This window comes from Pseudoalteromonas sp. MTN2-4 (assembly GCF_042848605.1).
Lineage (GTDB): Bacteria > Pseudomonadota > Gammaproteobacteria > Enterobacterales > Alteromonadaceae > Pseudoalteromonas.
This window is the reverse complement of the sequence record NZ_BTGK01000008.1, coordinates 138,478-159,204: the sequence shown is the minus strand read 5'-3', so window position 1 is coordinate 159,204 and position 20,727 is coordinate 138,478. Positions and strand designations below refer to the sequence as shown.

Sequence of the window (20,727 nt, the reverse complement as noted above, 5' to 3'; positions counted from 1 at the left end):
CTGATATATGTGAGTTTTAAATGTCATTAACTAGCTACCCAAAAAAATTTGTAAACCTCTTTATAGCTTATTCGCTACTCATATTCATATCGGCGTGTTCAGTTGAAGACCCATATGAGACGGGCCCTTCTGAGCAACAGCAAGAAGAATCAGATGAACGTGATAAAGTCGTTGAAACTGTTATACCTTTCTCTTTAAAGGTAACAGATTCATCAGACACAACTATCACTAACTTAGATGTGAAAGTTGCAGGAAACTTATACCAAACGAATGCTCAAGGCATAGTACATCTAGATACACTAACTCTAGGTAATTACCCTGTTGAGATCATCCATCCCGATTATCATATTCTCTTGTCAACCATCAATATTTCTGAAGCTAACGACAGCGAAGTAATTGTTCTATCTAAAAAAACAGAAAATGAGATCAGTTTGATTTTCGCCGGTGACACTATGTTTGGCCGCCGCTTTATGGATCCAAATATCACAACCATGAATAACTCGGTGCCCGATTTACCAGATGCCTTAATTAATAAATCAAATGCATCAACCGCTGCAATTGAAATCACTCAACATGTAAAGCCACTCTTTCTAAATCAAGATTTTGCTTCTGTAAATTTAGAATCCCCAGTGCTCAATCAGCCAGTAAGTGTTCATCCAACAAAAGAGTTTTCTTTTTTCTCTCTACCTGAAACGTTAGAGGGTTTAAAGTCAATTGGCATCGACTATGTCGCGCTGGGTAACAACCACGTTTACGATTACCAATTAGATGGGCTAAATGACTCTCTAAAGTTTGTATCAGAGGCTGGGCTTCTTCACAGTGGTGCGGGTCTAAATAAAGTTGCCGCTTATGCCCCAGTATTTGAAAATGTTAAGGGAACGACCCTAGGTCTAGTGTCTGCCACTTCAATTAGAGGTGGTGATCACGCGGTGACCTATGTCGCAGACGAAGAAAAAGGTGGTGCAGCTGATTTATCTGATTCAAAGTCCTTAGCTGAAGCATTGCAGTTAAGCAAAGAAAATAGTGATTTCACCGTTATACAATTACACGGTGGTGATGAGTATTCTTATGCCCAAACAGACTATATTGAGAATCGCTATAACCTGATTTCTAAGCTCGAATCAAAGCCTGACTTAATGGTGACCCACCACCCTCACGTTGCGCAAGGCTTTGACGTCTTTAATAATGTACCAACTGTATTAGGACTTGGTAATTTTGTGTTTGATCAAAACCGATTAGAAACAGTTTTAGGCCTTGCTGTTGAAGTTCGAGTTAACAAAAACACTACCCCTAAAGTGAGCTCAGCAAGGGCCTACCCTATCTATATCGAAGAATATAAACCTCGCCTAATCTCTGGTGATCTAAGTAATTACTTAATAAAACGTGTTGCTGAATTCTCAAGTAATGTCTCAGTGATCCCTAGGCAAGGATATGCTGACGTTTTATTCTCTCAACAAATTGCCCCGACGCTATTAAATCAAGAAGTTATCGAACTTGAACCTGGTGAACATATTATAGATTTGCGCCAGCTGGCACCTAGCCATAGCTTTTTGAGCCAAATAACAACTGATGTTAAGGTCACTTCACTGATATTGGGCAGAGATTTATTAGTATTTGGTGATTTCGAAGACTGGGATAATGACGATACTCAGTTTGAAATAAATCACTGGGATCATTCTGATGAAGATATAATGCCATGTCTGACAGGTGCATACCGAGGCAATCAAGGATTATGCTTAACGAGAGACCAATTTGATAACTTTTCCCTAAGGGTACCGTTTAAGCAAACGGTGAGGGCTTTTCCACTCACTCCTGCGGATGACGTTAGTAAAGTCTTTCATAAACATACACTTTATGGGTATGCTAAAGGCATCAATGCAGGCAAATTAGAATTAGATTTAAGTATCTTAACTTCTGAGGACTCACTTATTTTCTCAGAGCAAACTTTACCGGTATTAGAAGGTGGGGAGTTTGATTGGCAGCCATTTAACATAGACTTCGAGTTACCAGATGACAGAAATGTATTGGGCCCGGAGAATTTACCGCCTAGAGGGATCCGTTTCGCGTTTATTCATTCACCTCCCCAAAATGGCAATGCTGAACTACAATTAGATGATATTGCTTTAATTTCTTGGCAGGATTCTATTGAATTAACGGATCGGTCGTGGCGTACTACTCATTTACATGGAAAATCATTTTTAAAAGTATCAACTGACAAGGCTGTTCGATTAAATTTAACCTTTAGTCAATTCTGATTGACCTTTAAGGAACGCTTGGTGTCGATAAAACAACAATTTTTCTTTGTACAAAGGCATAAAACATTTTGGCTGATCATTAGTTTGATTGGCTTTACCCTGTTGGCAGAACTAACTGGTTCACTGCAGCGCTTTAATGCACCTATTTTTAAATACTTTAGCCAAATTCAATCAGAAAAACACAGTGATGTTGTTGTCATTGAAGCTGATGCACTTATTTTTGAACATGACCAACTCGTCTATTCCTTACTTGCGCACAATCCAAAAGCAATTATTGTTGTTTCAGACTCGAAATTAACACATATACAAGATGAAAGGGTCTTTTACCCTCGTCCAGATAATAACTTGTGCCTTGCAGACCTAAAAGCATGGCTTGGTTATACGATTCAAATCAATCACCAAACACATAACCAATGTACCAGCCTATGGGCTGAGCTATTTCCAGAGCGTCGCCTAGATCATTCACCATTACTCAGCTTTGCACTAGATTTACATGCTCTGCCAAAATTTAATAGCAAACGAGTGCAAAGTGAAGACTTACTAGCTGGGCAAATCACCGATAAATTAGTGTTAATATCACAAACGAATCACAGTTTTGGTTTACCAATTCGGGCACCAAAACTCTCCGCTGAAGTAAACCCAATTTACCTTCATGCTTTTGTTGCCCATAACCTCATTGAAGGGTCGTTTATTTCACTTATCAGTAGCAAGCTATCTCTGACTATTCAGTTAGTCAGCATCATTTTACTGCTCGTTCTTTATCAAAAAATTGCCTTTAATATAGGTATTGTGGTTGCATCTATCCTTTCCGTAACCTGGCTAACCCTTTGTTATTTTGTTATGACAGGTATGCATATATTTTTACCTGCAGCCGAAGGTGTGATACTTAACTTTATCACCTTGTTTTGGGTATTTTTATCAGCAAAGTGGGTCGAAGAAGACAATCTAAAACGACTGATGAATAATATCAGACAAAAAATGTCTGGCCGTTATCTACCCAAATCTTTCACAGATCAAAGCACACCTTGGGACTCTATTATTCAATTGATTAACCAACAGTTGGCTTTAGATAAAAGTATCCTACTTGCTCGCCTAGAGGGAGATCACCGTTTATATGAAATAAGAGCCATTAACTGCCATCTTTCAGATATTCATGAGATGCGCAGGGACTATGAACGAGCGCCCTACTCAGATGCAATCAAGGCATTTGGTACCGTCAAAATTACGCGTCCCTTCTTTAAAGCACTGGAAGAAAGCGAATCACAGTACATAGTGCCTCTTATGTATGCTGGTGATATTCGTGGGTTCTGGGCGATGACCATTACTCCAGATGAGCGTTTTAACGAAGCTGCGTTTATTAAAAATGTCAATCGATTCGCCAATCAAGTGGGGGAGCTTTTGTTCCACTATCGTGTTTTCGAAACGCAAGGCAAAGCCGAAAGCAATGCGATTGCTCGTTTACTCACCTTAAATTTAGCCAAACCTCTGAGTCAGCAAATAAAGCACTCTATTAACGAGATGGAACAAAAACTGATAACCTTAGAGCATGTGTTTAATCAGATCCGTTCTGCGTCGGTGCTATTCAACTTATTCGGTCAAGTGGTGCAAACTAATCATGCGCTTGAACAGCTTGCAAAACAGCATCACCTGCCTATTTTCGAGATGACAGCACTCGATTTGCTATGTCAGGTCAGTGAGTTAGATCATGAAAATGCCAAAGGAAAACTGCGCTATTTAACTTTGCACAAAGGCGAAATTTATCTCCCAGTCAAATTGGCTGAACAGCAGTTTGTATTAAACGTACGTACCATTGAATCATCGGATGAAAAAAGTAGTGCAGGAGAGCCCTTTGAAGTAGGGGGGATTTTATTTGAGTTCATTAATCTCTCTGAACTGATGAGCCAAATGCCCCAAAATGAAGAACAAGCTGGTTTGCTGTCAGAAAACAGTGAAAAGCAAAAAAATAACACTGAGTCTGAGGCATCTAATTAATGGATTGGATGCTGAGTATTTTTCCGACAGGTAGTGGCTTAGGCCAATCGGTTATCACCACTGTTTGGGTAGGTATAGCTGTTGTCTGTTTCTTAAACCTTCGCTTTGGTTTCCCTTTAACAGGTCTGGTTGTGCCTGGCTACCTTGTGCCATTACTCATTGTTAGCCCTACTTCTGCCGCTGTTATCATAATTGAAGCGTTCGTCGTGTACTTCGTTATGCGAGTTACTGCCAAGACTATAATGGAGCGCTTCGGTTATGCTGAGATGTTTGGTCGAGACCGATTCTTTGCCATCATCTTGATCAGTATTCTAGTACGCGTGGTTATGGACACGTTATTTTGGCCTAGTGTCGCCAATGTACTAGGCAGTTGGGACATCACATTTGACTACTCGACACAACTGTATAGCTTAGGGTTAGTCATCATTGCCCTCACAGCGAACGTTATGTGGAACGGCGGTTTTCGATATGGAACTAAAGTTACTTTGATACAGCTTATCGTCACTTATGTCTTAGTGAGATATGCGTTAATGCCATTGACAAATTTCAGCATCGCCAATCTAGCCATTATGTATGAAGACGTGGCGGCCTCGATAATCGCTGCCCCAAAAGCTTATATTATTTTAGTAATTACGGCATTTATCGCTTCTCGAGCCAATTTAAAATACGGCTGGGAGTTTAACGGTATCATGCTACCTGCGTTACTGGCATTGCAACTTATGCAGCCGAGTAAGCTGTTGACCTCTTTTATTGAAACCGCCGTGATCTTGATCATCGGGACTTTACTTCTTCAATATACGCGCCTGAAAAACGCCAACTTTGAAGGCGCCCGTTTATTGCTATTTTTCTTTAATATTGGCTTTGCCTATAAACTCGCGCTTAACTATTTTATTACCAATTATTATCCGGCATTAAAGGTGACAGATACATTTGCCTTCGGGTATATGTTATCCACTCTATTGGCGTTAAAAATCTATCAAAAAAATGCCCTTGGATTAATCATTAGGGCAACGTTTCAAACCTCTGTTGTTGGAGGGTTTGTCGCTATTTTCATCGGCTTTGTAATCATGTTTGTTCCCTCTTTATTCATTGGCAACCAAATAAAGTCTTTACAAAGTTACGCTGAAATACAAGACCTCAGCCAACAGCTCAGTGAGTACAAAAGCTACTTGTATACCGACCAAAAAAACAAAGTAGAGATCAGTCAGTATCAGCAGACCCAAAATTTGCAAACCTTTAGAGCGGCCATCAGTATTCTAAACCGTGATAGACGCAATTTAGACAACATTAACAAAGCCTCTGAGTTGTTACTAAAGCTAGACTTTTCATTGCGTCTAGATGGAGAGTATATTTATATTCAAGATGCTAGAAAATATGCCATTAGAGGACTATTTGTCTTATCCAAACAAACCAACACAGGCTTATTGCTCTCTGTTCCTCACCCTTCTACAGAACGCCTAGCTACAGACTCCTCTGCACTGCTTATGGCACTCCTAAGAGCTGATGCACTGGCCTTAGGCACTCAAACAACCCCTACTTTTAGTGCCGATAATACCAGCCAACAAAGTAATTATTATTGGGCCTTTATTAATGCGCTTGAAACCGAAGACATAGTACAATTACGCTCTGTAAACGCACGTACTGCAGCCTTGTTAGAAACTGGCCCATATGGTGCAACAGGGCAATTTTGGATCTTCAATCGTATTCCAGCAGCGGTAAACCAATCTCTTCTCACCGAGCTATTAGGGTTTACGCAAAGCAATTTTGGCTTATTAAACAATCGAAGCCTACCAAACCCAAACTTTGAAGGAAGATTAATTGAAACCTTTATAGATACTTCTGCTTACACCTCGCTATTATCTAAAGTTGCTTTGAGCGACCAATTGTACCAGTCTCCAATTGCGCAAATTGAAACCAGTTTGGAAGAGGAAATAAGCGCTTTTATACCAAAGATCACAGCCAAAGGTAGCCAGCTATTTCAAAGTTTATCTGACAATGAAGCGGCACTTTGGGAATATGAAATTCTTCGTCCGTTATACACTTTATCTGACCAGCTTGCTGGGCAAGAAATAACAACGGATGTGCTTAACCAGCTGAATAAAATAAACAATATTTCTCGTATGGTTGGGTATCAATTAAGTTTACTCAATACCACAAACGGTCGATATATTCAGGTTTCACCTTTAAATGACTTACAGTATTATCAATTGGGTCAAGGTCTCTATTTCATTCATTTAGATCCTACTAATACGCTTAATATCCAAGTACCTCGTCCGTTGTATGAAAGTAATACCATACAGTTTGCAAGTCAGCTGTATCAAAAGAGTAATGCAAAACTCTTGTTAATCGCAGGAGCGCACCCTTTTGCCAGCGAAGAAGCGAATGTTATGGCCGCTGCTAATGTAAAAACCTTATTTAATATTGTGCATCAAAGTGCATTACGTCACTACCAGCAATCCGGCGTTTTAAACTTGCAAATACGTAGCCACAGTGCGCCATCACACATTCGCCCAAGTGCTTTAGCTTTTCAGTACACTGAGCCTCACCCGAGTCATAAGTTAAGTCTGAGTAAAGTACGTGAATCACTTAAAGAGCTAGGAGTTGAGCACCAAATTGTTTTAGGCCAAGCCGCAACAAGAGGACTCGAATTAGGTACCTCTCCTCAAACCGGATACCAGATATTTTCGCCTGCGAGTGAGCTCGCCACACTATGGCTTGCTTCCGATTTTAAGCAACACTTTTCAATATCGAACGAAGCACTGTTGCAACGACTATTAGCGGTATCGCAGCACCCAACTTTGAAATACACTAATATCGCAGCTCTATCTCCTAGTGACTGGCAAACAATTGAGACAACTCAATTAAAAGCCTTTAAGGATATTACCGAGTATTATGCGCTCTCTCAGCATTTGCCTTTTATTAAATCTCTATGTCAGCAACAAAATGCGTGTACCCTGCAGGCCACACAACTTTCTATGCCAAACGAACTCGCCTTATTGATCAAGCAAAATAATAAAATTGCACTTATTTACTTGCCTAAGAGGAATAAAGTCGTCGATTTGCAAAGGTTTACTCAAATGATGACAGGAGGACTTAATGTATTTAATTAAGTACCTGCTGACTTTACTTTTTAGGCTCAGTCTAATCTTATTGCTACTTTGGCTCGTGGTCCGAGGTTACTTTTGGATAGTGTCTGCAGAGCCTGTTGCGCTGCGCTCCGAAGATGAAACGCGCTCAACCGTGCATTGGTTACAACAAGATAAGGCGCTCACTTTTAACTTTTCCGCTGATAGAACTTATTCTATTCGTGTGCTTTCAAATGCAATTTTCTCTGAGCAACAGCAATTTGAAGAACCCGTAAACTATGCCATTGAATACACGCTTTTAGACAGTAAAGCGACCCCTCTCAGTACGCATGTTTATCATCATGCTTCAAAATTGGCCTTAGATAGTGAACAAAAGCAAGTAAAACAAATTATTGAAAATCGAGACACCTTGGCCGTTTCTTCTGGGCAGTCGTTTTTTATCAGCAATGAGCAACTTACTAATGCATCTGCAATTGCATTAAAACTGATCCCTGAAAATAATCAGCTGAGAGGGGTTGTTATTCGTTTACACGCAAAAACCCCTGTAAATCTCAACGACATCAACAGAGCTTGGCTTAGACAATCTACCGATTGGCGTGAACGCATGACCAATTACCACACCATAGGCAACAACGCGTTATCGAACCAAGAAATATTAAATGCCGTCACTTTTGAGTGGCAAAAATTAGCACCACAAGGGATCCCCGGTATCGATTTTACCGGCGACACCCTATACGAGACACTGCCCTATTACGTGTTAAGTTATGACTTTAGTGCGGAGCAATTAAACCTAGATAGCTTCTATACCGATAGCCAACTGAGTGCCTCATTCAGAAACTATCTAACTCAAGACTTATTTGTTTTTAAAGAGCAAAGCGACGCGACATTATTCGCAACTTGGTATGACATCAAACAGCTCAAAGCGCCTATACAGTTAAGTATCACCGCCACTGATACACCCAGTACTTATCGTATTTCAAGTGTTGAGCCCGGCCTGATTGTGGTTCAATCAGCCAAGCCTATGCTAACTAGATGGTTTGCTGAAAACGATACTCAATTTAATGCGTTACATAGCTACTTTTATAACATTGATGAGCATTTTAGCGCTGAATACCATGTTGCTAATGGCAGTGACATCAACTTTGAATTTAGAGGTCCTAAAGGCACGCCTGTTGATGTTACACTTTATGGTAACGATATTGAGTTAGAGCAATACCGTATATTTCTTCAAGGCGAAAAAAGCGACTTTGACAGGATCATAGACGAAACAACCATCCGACAGCCTGTTTTCAAATCTGAGCAATATTATGCTCGCTTATCTAACAAAGTGAATCGTATCAAGATTTCATCACCACAGACTGTACTCGCGAAATTGCAAGCCAGACAGTCCTCTTTTCATTATCAAACCGAACTATGCGAACAACTCTGTGAACCTGAGCTAGATGACTTTGCCGCTATAGGTGCCTGGTTTTCGCAAAAAGCGCAGAATGATTTTAATTTTACCGAACAAAAACGCATTACCAATGTGCGTTTGTTTGAAATACCGCCTACATTACCTAGTAATGAAGACATGGCAACCACCTACATGAGTCGGGATTTAATTCAAACCTTACCTCTATCAAATACATTTTTGGTCAATAGCCCAGATAAGTATTTTGCTAATTTGTTTTCTGAAGCAGATCCAACAGAGCATCAATTCAATCAGGTTTTTAATTTTGGACAATTATCACAGGCTAAAAGAAACAACCAACTTAGAGATAAGCGTCTTATTGAGATAAATAAAAAAGCCCCGTTTTTCAAAGAGCGCGCCCTCACAGATTTAACTGAGACTCAACTGCTATCTTTCAAAGGCCTTGAACATACTTTATTTGTTAACGAGGGCAGTGAGCGTCCTTGGCAAAAACAGCGTGGCTACTTTCTTAAAGCTGGCCAGACTTTAACTTTAAACTATTCAAACAAACCTGAATCGGTTGTTATTAAAGTGCTTAAAACCAAAGAGTTCAAAGATTTCGTGGTACTAAACACTCGCATTAGAGGTCGATTCAAAGACGGTTTAAGTCCTGAATACACAATTAAAAATAAACGTTTTGCATTGATGCCGGCACAATTAACCAAAGTCTATGCGCTGCATCCTGCAATTGCACAAGTGATCCCATACAACAGTGTCTCACTTGCGATAAACGATGATTTACAGACACTTAAAAGTATCACAATCACCGCCGAACAAGATATTTGGATCAGTGTGCTTGATGAACTTATGCAAGCCCCCTCTGAAGCGCAATGGAGGCAATATGAAAATGATTAAGCTGATTTTTGCCATCATAGTAAGTTGTAGTGTGACCGTCGCTTGTGCAGAGCCAAAATCAACACTAGAAAAACTGACGAAAGATGTATCGAATTGGTTTCAGTCTGCGAATAAGGCCAACTTAGATTCTTGGCAATATACGTTTAAAAATAACAGGCATCATTTGCAAGCTACCTCAACAGTAAATGGCGGCGGAGCGCTCATTTATCGATTAAATGCCAAAGCATGTATTATTTCTATTCCACATCGTTTCTTTGATACACACACCTATACAATAGGTGAGCAAATATATAATAAGCACTGCCAACTCATGTTAGCGAACACGCATCACAGACACAGTGACAGTTTGGATAAGCAGTCAATGGATTACTCTAAACGTCGGGATAATTTACATAACAGTGCCATTTTAGCCTTTCAGTCGATACATCCGAATACCAAAATCATACAGTTACATGGCTTTAATCAAAGCAAAAGAAAAAGCGATAATGGAAGGCAAGCCGATTTTATTATCAGTCAAGGCAGAAAAGGCAATGTCATTAAGCAGCAATTAACTCTATGCTTAAGTAAAATATCAAAAAATAGCTATTTCTACCCAGAATTGATACAAGAACTTGGCGGAACGAAGAACATACTACATAAACTTAACTTAGCACCGTTTTCGTTTATTCACATAGAGATAAGCAAGCCTATGCGAGAACGCTTAGTAAAAGAACAACATACAATGAGTCAATTTTCTGAATGCATAAACCAAGTTATTTAATTTTAATCGGTCTTTTATTTACCTGTCAGTTGTTTGCAGCGCCCGCACCGCTGCAAACTGCACCTGCGTGGGTAAAATCAGATTTAACACTTGGTCAGCCTAAAAGTCTAATTAGTATTAAAAAAAATCAATCGAAACGCCTGTACTTACCTGCCGCTCGCTGGCTAACTTTACCTGACGATATATTCAACAAAACCATGGTTTGGGTAGGTCAAACACAATATGCAATGCGCAAGCTCCACTCAAGTGAACTGATGTGTAAAGCGCATCGTTGCCAATTACCTGCATCACAATACAACCGACTTATTCAATTTGAAAATATCACTCAAGATTGGATAAATTTAGATATTGAACAAGGTCAGTTTCATTTTCATCGCGATCCTTTTCGCCGCGCTATAAAACTGCCTCTCAAAGCCACAAAATTAAGCCTTGCTCAAGATCACGAGTTTTACTATACGTTAGAGCCGAAGAAAAGCATGCGTTTATATTTCGCTGAGGCTAAAAAGCTCAAGCTTTCAGTTCGAAAGTGGATGTCAAACCTAAAGCAGGATAATAAAGTCTTTGTTGAAGTGAACGATCAACCTGTCAGTTTAGTGAATGTATCGAACGCGCATGCACGTGAATATCAAGATGAAAAAGTCAGCACTGTAAATACTGATTACTTCGCCGTGCCTAAAGGTAGTTACTTAAAAGTCACAGCTCAAGATCAAGCACTTATAAAACTAGAACAAATGCATCGCGGCATTTACGACCTTGATGCACTAGACAAACAAACTGAAGCACTGCTTAACCCTTATTGGACAGCAAACCTAGATGACGCCTTTGTAAAAGTTTACTCACAACAAGACGTATCTTCAATTAGTCACTTCTCAATTGCTGACGCGTCAGTGCTTGAACAGCGACGTTACCAAGATCTGGTGAGCACCATTTCAACACGAAGAAATGCGCAAGTTAGTAATCGTGGGTTACCTATAGAAAGTAACAATAGCACACAAAGGGTCGTGTCTGGTTTACGTGCTGCAAGCGAGCAACTCTATTCAGTGTCACAACACAAGGTACTCACCAGCCATCAACTAAAAGACACGCTAAGTTTTGATATCAGCCAGTTTCAGCGGATCAGAAACTCGTTATTTCTCTATGTTAAAGCTGAGCATAGCGGCCACCTAGTCGCTGAATACGACAATCAAAGGCACATTATTCAATTTTCACCAAGCCAAGCATTCAGCCGAATTGTGCTGCCTGTAAGCTTGCAATCACACTCTTTAAAACTATTCAGTGCCGATGAACAAATGGTAAGAATTGCCGTTGAAGTAGATGACTTATTGACCTTGCCAAACAACCCATTACTTTATTTAATGCAAGGAAAAGTAGCGGCCAAAAGCCCTACGCTAGCAACATTACTTGAGCAAAAAAACAATCTGCAGGCGCAGGCTTTCATCAATAGTCTGCCTCTCCCACTCGAGACATCTGTTAACAAAAGACCGCATGAAAACGACTACCAGTTAATCTCAAAAGCGATGAACTTAGCGTTGTCAGAACCGAGTATAGCTTTGCCCTTGCTGAAAGATTTAGTCAATAGCGAGATTGCCAGCATTGCACTCGATGCTTGGCGAATGCGCATTGATTTATTGACTGAGCTCGATAGAGTCTCGACAGCCAACGCCTACTTAGAAAGCTTGCTGCAATCCGAGCGTCCACTACTCAGTAATTATGCTGCACAGGCACTCTTTAGCCGCTACTTAGAAGCTAAACAGGTATATAAACTTCAAGGTTTATGTGCATACAAGTTTGATGTTTTAACTGGCTGCGACAGCTTGATGAGAGAATTCTTGTTAGCACAACAAAAAAACTTACAAGCACTGTGGTCACAGCATGATAATCATAATTTTACAGACACAGCTTTACATAGCTGGATGCAAAGCCGTATTGCACAATTAACCCCTTTAAAAGAGCCAACAACCTTTTCATTTGATATCAAACATTTTGGTGCCGTGAACTTGCAAGGTGATACATCTGATTACAATGCTTATACTTTGCAAACAGGTTCACCAATACAGCTTTATGCTAAGCAAGATTTAACATTACAGTTAAGAGTCAGAACACCTTACATCCACGATGGTACACAGCAACAACATTGGCTGCATTTAGATACAAACTCAACACAATCCATTTTACCTGTCTTTGCGGATGTCGCTTCAACGACACAAGTTCAGCGCAATGAACTTAAACTTTCTGTGGCCAGTGAAGCAGTTATCACGCTAAATAAAGGTGAACAACTGACTTTAAGTAGTGAGCAACAGCAATACTTGAGTTTACAGGTATTACCTGAACCACTTGAATATAAATCGCACTTAAGCTCCGACTCTGTAGCATTTTCTCTTAAGCAGCCATTTATTAGCCTGCTTCACCAGCCTGATATCGATATTAAAACGCTACTCATAAATGCGTTATATCGGTTAAGCCATGAGACTCTAAACAACTATGAGTTCAACTTGCTATTTGCCAAACTTGAATACGTAAAGCTATCCGATAGTTTAAACTCACTTAAGAGCCGTATTGAGCATTATGGGTCATGGCAACCGATTGAGCAGTACTTAAATTATTCAGGTACTCAACTCATTGACATGAATGCCATAACGCGACGCAGTTTTGCTGAGCAAATAAGCCGTCATACAAGCAAAAATTCAAACTTAGAAGGGCTATTAATTCGTCCAAATCACACTCTAAACTTAGACTTGAGAGAATTAGCAGGTCATAAAGTAAAACTCATTTTTGATTTCGCCGCTGCAGAGTTAGTCAAGACTAACTACGCCAATATTCTCGTTTCTACAAGCAAAAATAGTGTACTTTGGACCATAGAGAGTAATCACAATAGTGAGTTAGCATTAACAGATGCCGAGCTTGCAAATGGGCAAATCTCACTACGCTGGATGAACCCGTTTATTTCTCAACTGGTCAGTGTAAAAATTCAAACCTATCAACAAGGCCGCTGGCAAGATGCGAAGTTAGATACACGGCAACTATTTTATTTTGCAGAAGCTGAACAGCAAATAAGCGCAAAACTAAATTCAGATAGTTTAATAAAAATTGAGCGCCTTTCAGGCCAAGTCAGAGAAGAGCAAGTCGGTTTTTATCCTGCAGGAAAAATTAATGTTCAAGCAAAGACTTCACAGTTAGCACGCGTTTTTAAATGGCAACTCGACTTCAATCGAGCTAAAACCAGTTTTGCACCAACAATCGAGCCCTTAATCTTTGAAAAACCGATTTATTTTCATGAACCATCGAAAAAGCCATTTTATGAGGATATTTTATCTACTGATGAAAACCTTACTCATGTTGAAGGGCTCGTTAGATACAACCGAGCAGGTATCTTCGAAAGTGAACAAAGCCAGTCAGCTCGTCACTATACAGACTTTGGACTAAGGCTAAGAAATAAAGATAAGCAGCATTGGTATTTGTTAGAATCATTATTCACACTCGATAATCAAAATTACGAAACGCTTTCTATCAACGCACAACACAATTGGTTATCACAAGAAAGTCATTGGTTCAGTGAAGCTAGAATAAATAACCGTTGGCAAAACGATACGCCTATTAGCGAGAGCCATCTCAGCTCTAATATTAGTTTTAAAATTGGCGAAACTTGGCGTGACGACAACATTCATCGTCATCAATGGTGGTGGCAGCCATTTTATTACTACACTAGCATCACCGCAGATGAATATATTGCTGACAGACAAATGAGTCCGTCGATGTTTAGTTTTTATCGTGAAGATCATATGCATGGCTGGCGGGCGGCTTATCAATATCGCTATCAACCTTGGGTAGATAATCAGCTATCCGCTAGCGTTTCTTCAACGTCAAATGAAGATTGGTCGTCTTTTGACAGCCTAGGTTTTGATATTGAGCTACAGCAATATTACCAAGGGCATATTTTTACGCTCGCAGGCGCATCTCAATATAAATTTGCCGATCAACACAGGCCTAACAATACATGGCAATATTTAACCCAAATGAGTTGGCAAACCCTGTTTGACTTTTCAGACAATACAGCAGGGTGGATAAAACTGAGCTGGACACAGGATTGGTTTAGAAAAGACCACTCACTACGTTTAGAAATTAACCTAGGGAACTTGCAAAATACCGGGTTTGGGCCGTTTGCTCACGATGAAATTCTTTTTGAATCACTCCAATTGACGCACTTTTTAGAACAAGATATTTATGATCAATAATGAATTAAAGCAGCAACTTGAGTTAATTTTATTCGCCAATATCGAAGAGTTTTGGCTCAAGCTCTACCGTCATAAATATCAAAATCTGATCAATGAACTATTACAATGGCCGTTAATTAGAAATATTCCTGAAAATGAATCGCTTCAAGCTTGGTTGCAACTGCAATCCATCGCATTTTTAAGGCACAAAATTGAAAAGCTTAATGCGCATTCTCAAAAACTAGACGCGTCTTATCAGTTATTTGTCCAGCGTTTAGCAAAAGCAGAGATAAGCGCAGAAAAAGAGCTTCATATTCTGAGTTATGCACGAGAGCTCGGCGCCACTGAAGCCCAGTTAAAAGAAGATAAGCAGGCCTTATCACGCTGGTTTGATGATGGTGCAGTAATTGATCGTTATCAACGACAAGTTGCTGATACAGAACAAACTCTTAAATTTCTGATCAGCAAACTCGGCGCTCTAACTACATCTCATTTACGCGTTAATGAAGCTGAAATCTTAGAGAACTGGAAAAAGCTCGATCTTGAGCCCTTTTTTATGCAAATGCTGCAAAATAACCACAGTGTTCACATCAAGCATAGCCTTATTCGTGCTTTAGTGAATCAGGTAGCGGTCATCCATCAATGCCATGCCGCCCCTGAACTCAATGAGGCGCTAGCTGCCGAGTTAATTGAATTACTCGAAGAACCCAGTACCCCTTACCAAGCAGTGATTGATATTCTTGAGATTTTATATGTTCAGCGCCCTACTTTTATAAGAGCGCATATTTGGGCACTCATACAAGAAACCGTCATCGACTTTGCTGACAGACCTAAAAGTAATGACAGCTTATTTGTGCTTGCTGCGCTGCCACGGGTTATTGCCAAGCAACCTAAGCTTACCAGTAAAGAAATGGACTTATTAAATAGCCTAAGTGAACACCCGTACCCACGTGTAAGGCAAGCGTTAATTGAGCAATTAAATGTCATTGATTTCGAACAAGCAAGAGCACTGCTAGTCAGAAGGCTCGAAGAAGAAACCTGTGGCGCTGTTTTATTTACCTTGGTAAAACAATTTACACAACCACAATATGCCGAAGATGCCTTTATCTTTAAACTTTGGCAACAAGTGCTTCAAAGGCCACTGCCTTTTGAAGTAAAACGGCTAAATATTGAAAATAGTGCCCGTGTGATGCTCAATTTACAGCTGCAATCTGATAAGCCTGAACTGATTTTTCAGCAATTTATTCAAACGCTTAATATTGCACTCGACAAAGAGTCCCATATTGCATTAAAAAGACATATTACAAGAGCAAGAGAGCAATTAGTCAGCTTTAGTCAGCAAACGCTACTGGCAAATATCGAAGAGCAGCTTTCACAGACACAAAGTATTACACTCTCACGAGGCATTGATCGTCACACCCTAGGCCGAGCCTTGAGCTTTAAAGCACAACATGCAGAAGCATTTAGCGGCAAAGTCACAAAGCACCACTGGCATATAATACCTGGCTATCGACGAGGTCGACGCTTTTGGCGATTCTGGCATGAGTTCTTTAATCCAAGTACCGATAAACGCCAGAGCTTTAACCATACACAGACAAAAAAGCCCTCATCTGAGTTACATGTTGCCAGTTGTAGTGTCGCTGAAATTAGTGAAACCAACGTTCCTGGAGAGTCACTGTTTAACCTAACTGAGCACTCAGCAAGGCCACATTTACCGCTATTAGATTACCTCTTATCGGTGCTCAGCCAAGATAGAAGCAAAGAGCCCGCTTTTAGCTATACCCCAGACGGTATTTTAGAAATACATCGCCCTCTCACACTCATCAAACGAATTAAAGCATATTGGCACATATCAGTTCATTTTGAGCAGCTCGATAGCTTAAGAAAAGGCAGTGAATTAGAGCAAAAGAAGTTCATTTCAACCTTGAGAGAACTTGGTTTCGAAATCAAATTTAATGCATACGGGGATGTTCTTGGTGCGTCATTTCCTGTCGAGCAAAGTATTTCAAAACTCTATAGTAAAACCGCATTGACCCCTGTACTCCTTAATATCTGGTTTAGCTTTAAAGAGTACCTGTATTCCATTTATCAAAATTCAATTTCACAATTAATCTTTTTCGTCACTGGCTTTATGGCTTACTTTTGGGGTCGCCATATCCATGTCAGCAGGAAAATAAAACGTAACCGCAAAGCAATACCTGTCAGCATCGGCGGTTGGGGAACGCGAGGAAAGTCAGGTACTGAACGACTAAAAGCTGCACTATTCAGCAGTTTAGATTTACGTGTTATCGCCAAAACCACAGGGTGCGAAGCCATGATGATTTATGGTAAGAGCAGTGGAGAGCAGTACGAAGTGCCACTATTCAGACCTTTCGATAAGGCCAGCATATGGGAGCAAAGCGATGTACTCGATTTTGCCAGAAAAACCAAAGCAGATGTCTTTCTCTGGGAATGTATGGGCCTAACCCCAAGGTATGTCAGAATTTTACGCCGCTGGATGCAAGATAACTTTGCCACCATTACTAATGCTTACCCAGATCATGAAGATATTCTGGGCCCAACAGGCATTGATGTTGCCAAAGAAATGTCTGCATTTATAGGAAATAACACACAGGTCTTCACCGCTGAACAATCGATGATGCCAATTTTAAGTGATGCCGCAGATGCCAAACACACGACCCTAATTCAAACGCATTGGGGAGACGGCTATCAAATCACGCCTGATATTCGTGCTTTATACCCTTATGAGGAGCACCCTGATAACATCGCACTTGTGTGCAAAATGGCTCAGTATATTGGCATAGATAAAGACTATGTATACAAAGAAACGGCTGAGCGCATCGTGCCAGACATTGGTGTGTTACAACATTTTCAGTCGGCCCCTATTGGCGCTATCTCTCAATCTTTTGTGAATAGTATGTCGGCCAATGAGCGGCTTGCAACCGTCGAAAACTGGAAGCGTTTGGAGCTATTTGATTTAAACGACCAACCCCACATTCAAACCATTGCATTAATCAATAATCGCAATGACCGTATTGCTCGTTCCAAAGTATTCGCACAGATCTTAGCTGAAGATTTACGCTTCGACTACCTAATCGTGATAGGTACCAACGTGGACGGCTTCAATTCATATTTGCAGCATGCCATTGACGACCGTCTCGATACCTTACTGAAAAATAACGATGTAAACGACCTGAAGGCCTTTCTTAACCAGTTGAATGTACTTTATAACGCTCAGACTTGGCTTGAGAAAATTAATCACACATTAGACATACCACTACAAACAACGGATATAACCTCTTTAGAAACTTTGACAGCCGTGTTAAATGCTAGGTTGTTAAACGATCCAGACCATATACAAAAAATTGTCACTCAATATGAAAATTGGCAGATGGCTATTTCGTTGCTTGAAATAGATGATTTATCAAATCATTCAGAGTTATTAAAGGAAACAGTACAAAGTATTGTTGCAAGCAAAATAGTATTGGAAGAAAACGCTTATGTAAAACCAGATCAGCTAACAAGCCGTATCTCCAGCCTAGCGATGAAAAATCAACATCAACTCATCGTAGGTATGCAAAATATTAAAGGTGCAGGCCTCAACTATGTATACATGTGGCAGCAATGGCAAAAGATATATCATATCTGTGAAACCCTTAAGTCTTCGACCACCAAACAATCTGAGTTTAGAAAGCTACTTTTAAAACTTGCTCAACAACCTAAGTTCAGTGCTATTGAGATTGACTACTTAAAGCTAGCAATCGAAGACATTGCACACTCAGAACACGCGCAAAACGAATTTAGCCAAGCCGAAATTAAGTATATTCAAGAAAAAGTCGCTGCAGCTAAAATAGGCAGCAATCAAAATGACGAGCAACAGCCTAAGAGCAAGTTTAGAGGATTCTTTAATCAGGTTATCGAGTCATTTTTAGATGCTGGCGCTGCCGTTAAACGCAAAAAAACAGCACAACAGGTTTATCAAGATATTGCTGATCAACGTATCACAATAGAAAAGGCTATCTCGGTATTAGCCAACCTTAACAGAAGCCAAAAGCCGGGCTGGTTAACGTCAAAAAATGAGCAACAAGACATGTAATCTTCTTAACCGGTACCAACAGGTTTTATCTTATACAGTACTCGGTTTGTCTTGTCAGACTTCCCCTAAGGCCTAGCGCTGGGTATACTGCATCGTTGCAGTGCATATTTACGCAAAAATAATGCGAATGTACCTGTTTCAAGGTTTTACCAATTTCATTAAGGCAATGCGCATATTAACAATACATCGCTTTAATGAAATTGTTATTAGACGTTTGGCCAAACGTCACCCAAGCACTCAGTGCATAATTATAATTAGGCCACACAACACATTTTGATAATTTAGGAAGAAATATGAGCACATTACCTAAAGCAGGTGAGTTTTTAGGACACCCTAAGGGACTATTCCTGCTATTCGGCACAGAAATGTGGGAACGATTCGGTTACTACGGCATGCGTGCCATCTTAGTATTATATCTTGTTGCAATGACTCAAGACGGCGGCTTCGGCTGGAGCAACGCTGATGCATTGAGCCTATACGGTACATTTACCATGGCGGTTTATCTAACACCATTATTTGGTGGTTGGTTAGCCGACAACGTTTTAGGTCAACGTAAAGCTATCATCATTGGTGGTATCTTAATGGCTGCCGGCCACTTTACTATGGGTATTCCGCACTCAATTGTTAGTGGTATAGAAGAAAGTGTTTTCTATGTAGGTTTAACTTTACTGTGTATTGGTAATGGTTTATTCAAGCCTAACATCTCTACTATGGTAGGTGATTTATACCAAGAAGGTGATAAACGTCGTGACGGTGCTTTCACTATCTTCTATATGGGGATTAACTTAGGTGGTGCATTAGGTCCACTGATTGCGGGTTATGTTGCTGCAGTAGTTAACTGGCAGGCTGGCTTTATCGCAGCAGGTATCGGTATGGTTATTTCAGTTGTTATGCAGATGATCCTAAGTAAAAAATATCTAGGCGATATTGGTGTTGTCCCTTCTGCAAAGCTGTCTCAACAGCAGTCTGAATCAGGTCAAAAAGAACCTTTAACCAAAGTTGAAAAAGACCGTATTAAAGTTATTTTCACGATGAGTGTTTTCAGCATCATCTTCTGGATGGGCTTCGAGCAAGCTGGCGGTCTGATGAACTTATTTGCAAATGACTATACAGACCGTATGTTAATGGGCTTCGAAATTCCGGCTTCTTGGTTCCAATCTCTCAACTCAATTTTCATCATTATCTTCGCACCTATCGTAGCAATGATTTGGCTTAAGTTAGACCAGAAAGAACCTAACTCTCCGGTAAAATTTGCCATTGGTTTAGTTTTCTTAGCACTTGGCTTCTTTACTATGATGTTGGCACTAGCGACCGAAGGTGGTAATGGTGGCGCACTACAAATCAGCATGATTTGGCTAGTACTTTTCTATTTATTCCATACACTTGGTGAGCTTTGTTTATCACCAATCGGTCTTTCAATGGTAAGTAAGCTAGCACCACTACGTCTTGCTTCATTACTGATGGGCATCTGGTTCCTATGTACTGCTATTGCAAATAAAATTGCAGGTTTCGTAGGTTCTTTCTTAGGCGAGGGTGAAGCGGCGATGGAAAATGCAATGGGCATCTTCATCGGTCTAGGTGCTACAGCAATGATTTCAGCAGCACTTATGTACTTCTTAAGTGACCGTCTAGTTGACTGGATGCATGGCGCAGAGGGCAACCACGAACCACACACACAAGAGCATTATTTAAGTGAAGAGCTAGAAGTATCAGCTTCTAAGCAATAATTACCTTACAAAGAAAGCCGCTTATGCGGCTTTTTTTATGCCCCTTTATAAACTGTATTTATTTCTTTACACCCTCTCCTTTTAGATGCAGTTTAAGTGGTATTCTTTGAACATAAAAAGCCATTTTTTTTAAAAAAACCAAAACTAAAATAACAAATAAATATCAACACCTTACGCTTTTATTTTTTCAATATTTAAAATAGCAAATAGACGTCAATTTTTATTCGTACCCGCTTTTAAGTATTTCATTACCTATCGAAGTCGAAATGCAGCAGTGTCGTTATTAATGTGTGTT

General features: G+C 40.1%; 8 protein-coding genes. All 8 read left to right on the top strand.

Going from position 1 to position 20,727, the window contains the following annotated elements:
• The first annotated feature begins 20 nt into the window (after positions 1-20).
• The gene (locus tag ACGHEH_RS17155; RefSeq protein WP_390447749.1) at positions 21-2,255 is read left to right on the top strand and encodes a CapA family protein; all 2,235 of its coding nucleotides are present in this window, start codon (positions 21-23) and stop codon (positions 2,253-2,255) included.
• 21 nt (positions 2,256-2,276) lie between these two features.
• Positions 2,277-4,247 carry a hypothetical protein gene (locus ACGHEH_RS17150; RefSeq protein WP_390447746.1) on the top strand — a complete coding sequence of 657 codons (1,971 nt, stop codon included), beginning with the start codon at positions 2,277-2,279 and terminating at the stop codon, positions 4,245-4,247.
• Positions 4,247-7,357 (top strand): poly-gamma-glutamate biosynthesis protein PgsC/CapC, encoded by a 3,111-nt coding sequence (locus ACGHEH_RS17145; protein ID WP_390447743.1) that lies wholly within the window; start codon positions 4,247-4,249, stop codon positions 7,355-7,357. Before ACGHEH_RS17150 ends, ACGHEH_RS17145 begins: the two co-directional genes overlap by 1 nt.
• On the top strand, positions 7,344-9,638 hold the full coding sequence (locus ACGHEH_RS17140) for a hypothetical protein (RefSeq protein ID WP_390447741.1): 2,295 nt from the start codon (positions 7,344-7,346) through the stop codon (positions 9,636-9,638). The genes ACGHEH_RS17145 and ACGHEH_RS17140 overlap by 14 nt, the downstream gene beginning before the upstream one ends.
• Positions 9,625-10,398, top strand: coding sequence for a hypothetical protein (locus ACGHEH_RS17135; RefSeq protein WP_390447738.1), 774 nt, complete (start codon positions 9,625-9,627; stop codon positions 10,396-10,398). The genes ACGHEH_RS17140 and ACGHEH_RS17135 overlap by 14 nt, the downstream gene beginning before the upstream one ends.
• Entirely contained in the window at positions 10,377-14,630 is a 4,254-nt protein-coding gene (locus tag ACGHEH_RS17130) for a hypothetical protein (RefSeq protein WP_390447736.1), read from the top strand. The genes ACGHEH_RS17135 and ACGHEH_RS17130 overlap by 22 nt, the downstream gene beginning before the upstream one ends.
• Complete coding sequence (locus tag ACGHEH_RS17125) at positions 14,620-18,705, top strand: poly-gamma-glutamate synthase PgsB (protein ID WP_390447733.1); 4,086 nt, start codon at positions 14,620-14,622, stop codon at positions 18,703-18,705. The genes ACGHEH_RS17130 and ACGHEH_RS17125 overlap by 11 nt, the downstream gene beginning before the upstream one ends.
• Before the next feature lie 293 nt (positions 18,706-18,998).
• Entirely contained in the window at positions 18,999-20,432 is a 1,434-nt protein-coding gene (locus tag ACGHEH_RS17120) for a peptide MFS transporter (RefSeq protein ID WP_390447730.1), read from the top strand.
• Positions 20,433-20,727: the final 295 nt, after the last annotated feature.